Source organism: Streptomyces cahuitamycinicus (genome assembly GCF_002891435.1).
In the GTDB taxonomy this organism is placed as follows: domain Bacteria; phylum Actinomycetota; class Actinomycetes; order Streptomycetales; family Streptomycetaceae; genus Streptomyces; species Streptomyces cahuitamycinicus.
In genome coordinates, this window is record NZ_POUC01000311.1 from 1 (window position 1) to 9908 (window position 9908).

Genomic DNA, 9908 nt, shown 5'->3' on the forward strand with positions numbered 1-9908 from the left:
CGCCCCCGGGTGGTCCATCGCCGCGGACGTGGTCGTCGTCGGCTCCGGCGTCGCCGGCCTGACCGCCCGGCCAACCGGGAGGTCGTCGCGTCGCGCCCCTCACCGGCCTCCGCGTCCTCGACCTCGCCACCCTCTTCGCCGGCCCCATGGCCGCCACGCTGCTCGGCGACTTCGGCGCCGAGGTCGTCAAGATCGAGCACCCGACGAAGCCCGACCCCTCCCGCGGCCACGGCCCCTCGAAGGACGGCGTGGGCCTGTGGTGGAAGATGCTCGGCCGCAACAAGCGCACCATGACCCTCGACCTGTCGAAGCCCGGGGGCCGCGCCACCCTGCTGCGCCTGGCCGCCGGCACCGACGTGATCATCGAGAACTTCCGCCCCGGCACCCTGGAGAAGTGGGACCTGGGCTGGCCTGAGCTGTCGGCCGTCAACCCCCGCCTGGTCCTGGCCCGGGTCACCGGCTTCGGCCAGTTCGGCCCCTACGCCCACCGTCCAGGCTTCGGCACCCTCGCCGAGGCGATGAGCGGCTTCGCCGCGATCACCGGCGAACCGGACGCGCCCCCGACCCTCCCGCCGTTCGGCCTGGCCGACTCCATCGCGGGAATGACGACGGCGTACGCGGTGATGACGGCGCTCGCCGCACGCGAGCACACCGGCGAGGGCCAGGTCGTCGACATGGCCCTGATCGAACCGATCCTGGCCGCCCTCGGCCCCCAGCCCCTCTGGTTCGACCAGCTCGGGCACGTCCAGCCCCGCACCGGCAACCGCTCCCCCAACAACGCCCCGCGCGGCGTCTACCGCACCGCGGACGGCACCTGGGTCGCGGTCTCCACCTCGGCCCAGTCGGTCGCGGAACGCGTGATGCGCCTGGTCGGCCGCCCGGAACTGATCGACGAGCCCTGGTTCGCCTCGGGTGCCGACCGCGCCCGGCACGCCGACGTCCTGGACGAGGCGGTCGGCGGCTGGATCGCCGCGCGCACCCGCACCGACGTCCTGGCCGCCTTCGAGAAGGCCGAGGCGGCGGTCGCCCCGGTGCAGGACGTCCGGGACGTGATGGCGGACCCGCAGTACCAGGCCCTGGACACCATCACCACCGTCGACGATCCCGAACTCGGCCCGCTGCGCATGCAGAACGTCCTCTTCCGGCTCTCCGCCACGCCCGGCGCGATCCGCTGGGCCGGCCGCCCGCACGGCGCCGACACCGACGAGGTCCTGACCGAACTGGGTCTCACCCCGGACGACGTCACGGCGCTGCGCGCGGAGGGCGCCCTGTGACGGCGCTCCCGGCGGCGTTCCCGCTCACCTGGCTCTACGCCCCGGGCGACCGCCCCCACGTGGTGGCGAAGGCCCTCACCTCCGGCGCCGACGTCGTCGTGATCGACCTGGAGGACGCGGTCGCCCCCGACCGCAAGGCCTACGCGCGCGCGGCCACCGCCGACCTGCTCGCCGGCCCGCCGGCCGTTCCGGTCCACGTACGCGTCAACGCCCTGGACGGCCCCTGGGGCGGGCAGGACATCGCGGTCCTGGCGCCGGCCCCCGGGCTCGGCGGCCTCCGCATCCCCAAGATCACCTCACCTTCCGAGGTCGCCCGTGTCGCACGCCGGGCCGCCTCGACCGACCTGTACGTCCTCCTGGAGACGGCCCTCGCCGTGGAGCGGGCACACGCCATCGCATCCGCCCATCCGAACCTGTGCGGTATCGCCCTCGGCGAGGCCGACCTGCGGGCCGACCTCGGCGTACGCGACGACACGGGCCTCGACTGGCCCCGCTCCCGGGTGGTGGTGGCCGCCCGGGCCGCCGGTCTGCCCCCGCCGCCCCAGTCCGTCCACCCGGACACCCGCGACCTGGACGAGCTGGCCGCCTCCTGCGCCCATGGCCGTGCCCTCGGCTTCCTCGGCCGCGCCGCGATCCACCCCCGTCAGCTCCCGGTGATCGAACGCGCCTACCTGCCCACCGAGGCCGACATCGAGCGGGCCGAGACGGTCCTCAAGGCGGCCGCCGCGGAGCAGGGCGCCCAGGCCCTCCCGGACGGCCGCTTCATCGACGCGGCAGTGGTGACGGCCGCCCGGCGCACCCTGTCCCTGGCGCGCCGCCGCTGACATGCCGAGAGCGCCCGGGACGATCCCCGGGCGCTCTCGGCATGTCACATGGGTCAGACCGTCAGGTCTTCTTCCCGGACCCGGCCTCGTTCCTGGCCGCGTCGGAATCGGACTCGGCCGCGGCCTCGTCGTCCTTGCCGGCATCTTCGGACTTCTCGGACTTCTCGTCGCCGTCGGCGTCGTCACCGGTGGCCTCGGCGGCCGGTTCCACGACGTCCTCCCGACCGGGCCGCTTCTTCGACGACACCACCAGGTACGTCACCGCGAGCAGGAACACGAAGATCGCGGTCCACACGTTCAGGCGGAGGCCCAGGATGTGGTGGGCGTCGTCGACCCGCATGTACTCGATCCATGCCCGGCCCGTGCAGTACGCGGCGACGTACAGCGCGAACGCCCGGCCGTGCCCGAGCCGGAAGCGTCGGTCCGCCCAGATGACCAGGAACGCCACGCCGATGCACCACAGCGACTCGTACAGGAACGTCGGGTGGTAGGTGCCCGGCACCCGCCCGTCCGACGAGGAGGTGATCTCCAGGGCCCAGGGCAGATCGGTGGGCTTGCCGTACAGCTCCTGGTTGAACCAGTTGCCCCAGCGGCCGATCGCCTGGGCGAAGGCGATGCCCGGTGCGATGGCGTCGGCGTACGCGGGCAGCGGGATGCCACGGCGGCGGCAGCCGATCCACGCGCCCACCGCGCCGAGCGCGATGGCGCCCCAGATGCCGAGGCCGCCCTCCCAGATCTTGAAGGCGTCCACCCAGTCGCGGCCCTCGCTGAAGTACAGCTCGTAGTCCGTGATGACGTGGTAGAGGCGGCCGCCGACGAGGCCGAAGGGCACGGCCCAGACAGCGATGTCGGCCACCGTGCCGGCCCGCCCGCCCCGGGCGATCCAGCGTTTGTTGCCGAGCCAGACCGCGACGAAGACGCCGATGATGATGCAGAACGCGTAGCCGCGCAGCGGAATGGGGCCGAGGTACAGCACACCGCGCGACGGGCTGGGAATGAAGGCAAGTTCCATGGCAAGGTCGACGCTACCGTGCCGCACGTGGCCGAGGGCGGGCGGCCCGGCTACGGGTCCATAACGGGGGCGTGAGAGCGCCCCTCACCCCTGGTTCGCCTCCTGCACCATCTGCTTCAGCTTGGCCGGGGTCATCGTCCGGTCCTGGTAGATGTTCTTGCCGTCGAACAGCACAGTGGGCGTGCCCGAGAAGTCGCCCTTGTCGAAGGCCTGGTGGGATTTGGCGACCCAGGCGTTGTGCTTGCCGTCCTCGACGCACGCGCGGAAGGCCGGGGTGTCCAGGCCGTCGACCTTGCCGGCCAGCTCGATCAGCTTGCCGTTGTCCGCGTAGGCGTCGTCGACCTCCGGGGGCTGGTTGTCGAAGAGCACGTCGTGGTACGCGGGGAACTTGCCGGCGTCCTGGGCGCAGGCCGCGGCGTTGGCGGCGTTGCGGGAGCCGGTGCCGCGCATGTTGCCGTCGATGAGGGTGACCAGGTGGTACTCGACCTTGAGCTGCCCGGCGTTCGTCAATTCGTGGATCACCGGCCGGTACGCCGTCTCGAAGGACTTGCACGCGGGGCAGCGGAAGTCCTCCCAGACCGTGAGCGTGGACTTGGCGCTGTCCTTGCCGACCGGGATCGCCAGGCCGTCCTTGCCCTGCGCTCCCGAGGGGGCCACGACCGGGCCCGAGGCCTCGCTGTCGTCGTCCTTGCCGGCGTTGGCCGCGACGACGCCGATCACCGCCGCGAGTGCCAGGACGGCGACGACGGCGCCGCCCATGATCAGCGCGCGTCGGCGCTTGTCCGCGGACTTCTGCTTCTCGCGCTCGACCGCCAGCTTCTCCCGGGCGGTGCGCTTTCCCTCACGGTTCTTCTCGCTCACACCCCGGAAACGAACCGGGGAGGCGCACCGCGCCTCCCCGGCCCCAGGTCCACCCGTACGAGGGACCTGTATGACTTCCCGGCTTCCTACGCCTGTCCGCGCACGCCCTTGGCCAGGTCGCCGGCGAGGACGCGCACAGCCTCCACACCGGCCGCGTCGTCCGGGGCGTCCAGCATCGCCTTGACGAAGGCCGAGCCGACGATCACGCCGTCGGCGAAGCCCGCCACCTCGGCGGCCTGGGCGGGGTTGGAGACGCCGAGCCCGACGCAGACCGGCAGGTCGGTGCCGGCGGCCCGGGTGCGTTCCACCAGGTCCTGGGCCTGGTTGCTGACGCTGGCGCGGGTGCCGGTGACGCCCATGAGGGACGCGGCGTAGACGAAGCCGCTGCCCGCCGCGGTGATCTGCGCGAGCCGCTCGTGCTTGCTGCTGGGCGCGACGACGAACACGGTGGCGAGACCGTGCTTGTGCGCGTGCTCCCTCCACAGTGCCGACTCCTGCACGGGCAGGTCGGGCAGGATGCACCCGGCACCGCCCGCCTCGGCGAGCTCGGCGGTGAACCGCTCGACGCCGTAGCGGTCGATCGGGTTCCAATACGTCATGACGAGGATGGGTTTGCCGGTGGCGGCGTGGGCCTCGCGGACCGTGCGCATCACGTCGGCGATCTTCACGCCGCCGCGCAGGGCGATGTCGTCGGCGGTCTGGATGACGGGGCCGTCGAGGACGGGGTCGCTGTGCGGCAGGCCCACCTCGACGACGTCGGCGCCGCCGTCGATGACGGCCTTGATCGCCTCGATGCCGCCGTCCACGGTCGGGAACCCGGCCGGGAGGTAGGCGATGAGGGCGGACCGGCCCTCGGACTTCGCGGCGGCGAGGGTGTCGCTCAACAGCCGGATGTTCCCGCTCACTTGGCATCCCCCTCGATCTCGGCGGTGCCGGAGGCGTCCTCGGCGACCTGGGCGTCGGTGTCGTACAGGCCGAAGTAGCGGGCGGCGGTGTCCATGTCCTTGTCGCCGCGGCCGGAGAGGTTGACCACGATCAGCCCGTCCTTGCCCAGCTCCTTGCCGACCTCCAGGGCGCCGGCCAGCGCGTGGGCGCTCTCGATGGCCGGGATGATGCCCTCGGTGCGCGACAGCAGGCGCAGGGCCTGCATCGCCGCGTCGTCGGTGACCGCGCGGTACTCGCCGCGGCCGGAGTCCTTCAGGTACGAGTGCTCCGGGCCGATGCCCGGGTAGTCGAGACCGGCCGAGATCGAGTACGGCTCGGTGATCTGGCCCTCCTCGTCCTGGAGGACGTAGGAGCGTGAGCCGTGCAGGATGCCGGGCTCGCCGGCGGTGAGGGTCGCGGCGTGCTCACCGGTCTCGACGCCGTGCCCGGCCGGCTCGCAGCCGATGAGGCGGACGCCGGTGTCCGGGATGAAGGCGTGGAAGAGGCCGATGGCGTTGGAGCCGCCGCCGACGCAGGCCACGGCCGCGTCGGGGAGGCGTCCGGCGCGCTCCAGGAGCTGGCGGCGGGTCTCGACGCCGATGACCCGGTGGAAGTCGCGGACCATCGCCGGGAAGGGGTGCGGTCCGGCGACGGTGCCGAAGAGGTAGTGGGTGTGGTCGACGTTGGCGACCCAGTCGCGGAAGGCCTCGTTGATGGCGTCCTTCAGCGTGCGGCTGCCGGACTTCACGGCGATGACCTCGGCGCCGAGCATGCGCATCCTGGCCACGTTGAGGGCCTGACGCCGGGTGTCGATCTCGCCCATGTAGATCGTGCACTCGAGGCCGAAGAGGGCACAGGCGGTGGCCGTGGCGACGCCGTGCTGTCCGGCGCCGGTCTCGGCGATGACCCGGGCCTTGCCCATGCGCTTGGTGAGCAGGGCCTGGCCGAGGACGTTGTTGATCTTGTGGGAGCCGGTGTGGTTGAGGTCTTCCCGCTTCAGGAAGATCCGTGCGCCACCCGCTTCCGCGGCGAAGCGGGGGACTTCGGTGAGGGCCGACGGGCGGCCGGTGTAGTTGACCAGGAGGTCGTCGAGTTCCTTGGCGAACTCGGGGTCGTGCTTGGCCTTGTCGTACTCGACGGCCACCTCGTCGACTGCGGCGACGAGGGCCTCCGGGATGAACTTGCCGCCGAACGTCCCGAAGTAGCCTTCGGGGTTGGGGGTTCGACCCTCGGGGTCGGGGATGAAGAACTGGCTGGGCATGCGGAAACCTTCACGGTGAGTGTGTGTGAATGCACTGATCGCCGTGGGGGCAGGGTCTGGCTGTTGGCTGCGGGCCGTATTCGGCTGGTCGCGCCCGCGCGGCGGTAGCCGCACATCGACAAGAGCCCCGCGCCCCTAGAGGGCGCGCTGCCATCGCATGCCGTTGACCTGGCCCGGCTCGTCACCGATGACGTACCGGACGCGGCGGCCGTGCACGCGGCGCGCGGGCGCACGGCAGCCGCGGGGGCGGCAGCCGCGCGCGAGGCGGGCGTACCGGTCCACGGTCGTCAGGGTGGGAGTCATCGGGGCAAGCCTAGCCGGTGATCAGCTCCGGCCGTGCCGGAGTGCGGGGTGCTCGCCGGCCGCCACCAGGTCCGAGACCGCCGTCCTCGGGTCCTTGCCTGTGACGAGGGACTCGCCGACCAGGACCGCGTCGGCTCCGGCGTTGGCGTAGGCGATCAGGTCGTGCGGGCCGCGGACGCCGGACTCGGCGATCTTGATGATGTGACCGGGGATCTCCGGTGCCACGCGCTCGAAGGTCCCGCGGTCGACCTCCAGGGTCCTGAGGTTGCGCGCGTTGACGCCGATCACGCGGGCGCCGGCGTCGACCGCGCGCTCGACCTCGTCCTCGTCGTGCACCTCGACGAGCGGCGTGAGCCCGATGGACTCGGCGCGCTCGATGAGGGACTCCAGGGCGGGCTGGTCGAGGGCGGCGACGATCAGCAGCACGACGTCGGCGCCGTAGGCGCGGGCCTCCCACAGCTGGTACGACGTGACGATGAAGTCCTTGCGCAGGACCGGGATGTCCACGCGGGCGCGTACCGCCTCCAGGTCGGCGAGCGAGCCGCCGAAACGGCGCTCCTCGGTGAGGACGGAGATGACGGCCGCGCCACCCGCCTCGTAGTCAGCGGCGAGTCCGGCCGGGTCGGCGATCGCGGCCAGCGCGCCCTTGGACGGGCTGGAGCGCTTGACCTCGCAGATGACCTTGACGCCGTCGCCGCGCAGTGCGGCCGCGCCGTCCTTGGCCGCGGGCGCCTTCGCCGCGCGCTCCTTGAGCTCGTCGAGGCTGACGCGCGCCTGCCGCTCCGCGAGGTCGGCACGGACTCCGTCGATGATCTCGTCGAGCACACTCACGCGAGCGGCCCCCTTCCAGACTCTTGACAGTTCCAGCGACCGATCGGAAACCGATGGTCACTGCGATGGTATCCGCAGCGGGGCGTAGGCCTCACATCCGGTTGACGCCGGTCCCACCCCACCCTCGAACCAGCTTCGCATGGCTCGGGCGGGAGGCGCCCCATACTGGACTCCGGCCCGCGGATCAAGGATGGAGCCAGCCACCGAAGGGCAGGTTCCGGACAACCGTGAAGACCAGCAGCAACGCTCCGAGGCCCCACACCAGCCCCGGGCGGGGGTCGATCCGCAGGGGCCGCCCGCGGACCGCCCGCACCACCCATACGGTCCACAGCACGGCGAAGGCCAGATAGCCGAGGGTCGCGAGCGCGTTGGCGTGCAGCGCCGCCGGGACGTCCCCGTGGACGAAGGCGTGGGCGCTGCGCAGGCCGCCGCAGCCGGGGCAGTAGAGGCCGGTGTAGCGCAGCAGCGGGCAGGCGGGGTAGTGGCCGGGTTCGTTGGGGTCCACGGTGCCCACGTAGGCGAAGGCGGCGGCGACGGCCGCCAGCACCCCGGTGGGGACGGCCAGGCGGCTCGGGACGCTCGGCGTCACCCTTCGGCTCTCGGCGTTCACGGTATGCATTGTGCCCCGCACACACGTGAAGGGCGGTTCCGGCACCACTGTGCCGGCCCGCCCCTCACGTGAGGACGTGCTGTGTCGCGGGGTCAGCTCCCGGCGCCGGCCGGCTCGCGGTCGCCGGTCATCCGGTGCGGCTGGTGCGCTTCCTTGGGCTGGCCGAGGCCCATCATCCGCATGATGGCGCCGACGACACCGCCGAGGAGCACGACGACCATGCCCGCCCAGAAGCCCAGGGGCTGGTCCAGCACCATGAACGCGCCCGAGACGCAGAAACCGATGAAGGCGATCGTGACACCGGTCCAGGCGGCCGGGGTGTGACCGTGGCTGCTGCCCGCCATTGCTTGCTCCTCGTTGCTGTGTGCGTGTCTGAGCAGGACGCTCGGGCCCATTGTCCCGCACGCGCGCCCGCGGGGTGAGCGGGGGTGCTCCCCGCGCTCATGGGCCGGTTCAGGCCCCGGTCGGGTCCTCGCCGCGGTCGAGTGCCTTCCACAGGTCTTCGGGCCGGTCCGGGTCGACGGCGGGGGCCTTGCGGCGCGGCTGGGGCGTGCCGCCCCGCTCGTAGCGGCCGGACATGGCGGGCCACAGCCGACCGTAGCGCAGGGCGAGCAGCCCTGCCAGGAGGATCAGGGCACCGCCGACGACCGCGACGTACGGCCAGGCGGTGTGGCTGAGGGTGTCGACGGAGGCCGAGGTGTCGCCGGAGGCCTGGGCGGCCTGCTCGTCGAGCGCGGAGCTGTCGGAGGCGCCGAGCAGGGCCGCGGTGATGATGCCGGCGCCGGAGAGAGCGAGCAGCCCGGCGACGGCGAAGCGGCCGGCGCGGCGGACGGCGAAGACGGCGACGAGCGCGGCGAGGCCCACTATGGCGAGCGCCGCGGGCACACCCGTGACATCGCTGCCCTTGGCGGTCAGGGGGAAGGCGCCACCGGCCACCGTCGCGGTGCCCTCCGACCATTGCTGCCGGGTGGCGAGCAGCGCCACGGCCGCGCCGAGCGCGCCGCTCAGCAGGGCGACGGCGAGGCTCAGGCGGCCGGCCCGGGCGGATCCGGGGGCTTCGGAACGGGGGTGAGGTACAGCAGTCACGTACCCCACTATCGCCTGAACCCCGGGCGAACCGTCACCCGGGGGTTCATCTCAGGCCTTTCCCAGCCTGTTCGCCGTGTGGACCGCCCGCAGCACCGCCGCCGCCTTGTTGCGGCACTCGGTGTCCTCGGCGACCGGGTCGGAGTCGGCGACGACGCCCGCGCCGGCCTGGACGTAGGCGGTGCCGTCGCGCAGGAGGGCCGTGCGGATGGCGATGGCGGTGTCGGAGTCGCCCGCGAAGTCGAGGTAGCCGACGCAGCCGCCGTACAGCCCGCGCCGGGACGGTTCCAGTTCGTCGATGATCTGCATGGCGCGGGGCTTCGGAGCGCCGGAGAGGGTGCCGGCCGGGAAGCAGGCGGTGAGGACGTCGAAGGCGGTGCGGCCCGGGGCGACGCGACCGGTCACCGTGGAGACGATGTGCATGACGTGCGAGTACCGCTCGACGGACATGAAGTCGACGACCTCGACCGAGCCGGGCTCGCAGACCCGCCCCAGGTCGTTGCGGCCCAGGTCGACGAGCATGAGATGCTCGGCGCGCTCCTTGGGGTCGGCGAGCAGTTCGTCGGCGAGGGCCTGGTCCTCCTGCGGGGTGGCGCCGCGCCGGCGGGTGCCGGCGATGGGGTGGACCATGGCCCGGCCGTCCTCGACCTTGACCAGGGCTTCGGGGGACGAGCCGACGACGTCGAACCCGTCGAAGCGGAACAGGTACATGTACGGGGACGGGTTGGTGGCCCGCAGGACCCGGTAGACGTCCAGCGCGCTCGCCGTGCACGGCGTCTCGAAGCGCTGGGAGGGGACCACCTGGAAGGCCTCGCCGGCCCGGATGCGCTCCTTGACGTCCTCGACGGCCGCCTGGAAGTCGGGGCCGCCCCACAGCGCCGTGTACTCGGGGAGCTCGGAGGGCGGCAGGACGGCCGGGGGC

Annotated in this window: 11 protein-coding genes and 1 pseudogene; 2 read left to right on the plus strand and 10 right to left on the minus strand. The window is 72.7% G+C overall.

Annotated elements, in window-relative coordinates; translation table 11 throughout:
* Nucleotides 1–95: 95 nt before the first annotated feature.
* Together C1J00_RS30855 and C1J00_RS30860 are read left to right on the plus strand one after the other, a co-directional pair.
* A pseudogene (locus tag C1J00_RS30855) lies at nt 96–1274 on the plus strand (CaiB/BaiF CoA transferase family protein); the annotation flags it as partial.
* Entirely contained in the window at nt 1271–2098 is an 828-nt protein-coding gene (locus tag C1J00_RS30860) for an HpcH/HpaI aldolase/citrate lyase family protein (RefSeq protein ID WP_102912278.1), read from the plus strand. The pseudogene C1J00_RS30855 and the gene C1J00_RS30860, both read left to right, overlap by 4 nt.
* A gap of 61 nt (nt 2099–2159) precedes the next feature.
* Here the strand turns inward: C1J00_RS30860 and lgt are convergent, their stop codons facing one another.
* The 10 genes from lgt to C1J00_RS30905 form a co-directional block, all read right to left on the minus strand.
* Complete coding sequence (lgt, locus tag C1J00_RS30865) at nt 2160–3110, minus strand: prolipoprotein diacylglyceryl transferase (protein ID WP_102912279.1); 951 nt, start codon at nt 3108–3110, stop codon at nt 2160–2162.
* Nucleotides 3111–3194: 84 nt separating this feature from the next.
* Nucleotides 3195–3971, minus strand: coding sequence for a DsbA family protein (locus C1J00_RS30870; protein ID WP_102912280.1), 777 nt, complete (start codon nt 3969–3971; stop codon nt 3195–3197).
* 86 nt (nt 3972–4057) lie between these two features.
* Nucleotides 4058–4876: a tryptophan synthase subunit alpha gene (gene trpA / locus C1J00_RS30875; protein ID WP_102912281.1), complete on the minus strand. Its 819-nt coding sequence runs from the start codon at nt 4874–4876 to the stop codon at nt 4058–4060.
* Nucleotides 4873–6156 (minus strand): tryptophan synthase subunit beta, encoded by a 1284-nt coding sequence (gene trpB, locus C1J00_RS30880; RefSeq protein ID WP_102912282.1) that lies wholly within the window; start codon nt 6154–6156, stop codon nt 4873–4875. The genes trpA and trpB overlap by 4 nt, the downstream gene beginning before the upstream one ends.
* 135 nt (nt 6157–6291) lie before the next feature.
* Nucleotides 6292–6459 (minus strand): tryptophan biosynthesis modulator TrpM, encoded by a 168-nt coding sequence (gene trpM / locus C1J00_RS45560; RefSeq protein WP_179878816.1) that lies wholly within the window; start codon nt 6457–6459, stop codon nt 6292–6294.
* A 21-nt stretch (nt 6460–6480) separates the two neighbouring features.
* A complete protein-coding gene (gene trpC / locus C1J00_RS30885; RefSeq protein ID WP_102912283.1) occupies nt 6481–7290 on the minus strand; it encodes an indole-3-glycerol phosphate synthase TrpC in 810 nt (269 codons plus the stop codon).
* Between the two features lie 184 nt (nt 7291–7474).
* A complete protein-coding gene (locus C1J00_RS30890) occupies nt 7475–7909 on the minus strand; it encodes a DUF2752 domain-containing protein (RefSeq protein WP_102912284.1) in 435 nt (144 codons plus the stop codon).
* An 83-nt stretch (nt 7910–7992) separates the two neighbouring features.
* On the minus strand, nt 7993–8244 hold the full coding sequence (locus C1J00_RS30895) for an HGxxPAAW family protein (protein WP_102912285.1): 252 nt from the start codon (nt 8242–8244) through the stop codon (nt 7993–7995).
* Nucleotides 8245–8353: 109 nt separating this feature from the next.
* Nucleotides 8354–8995, minus strand: a complete 642-nt coding sequence (locus tag C1J00_RS30900) for a TIGR02234 family membrane protein (RefSeq protein ID WP_102912286.1) — start codon at nt 8993–8995, stop codon at nt 8354–8356.
* 42 nt (nt 8996–9037) lie between these two features.
* Nucleotides 9038–9908, minus strand: an 871-nt coding sequence (locus C1J00_RS30905; protein ID WP_180989753.1) for a chorismate-binding protein, incomplete at its 5' end; no start/stop codon positions are given.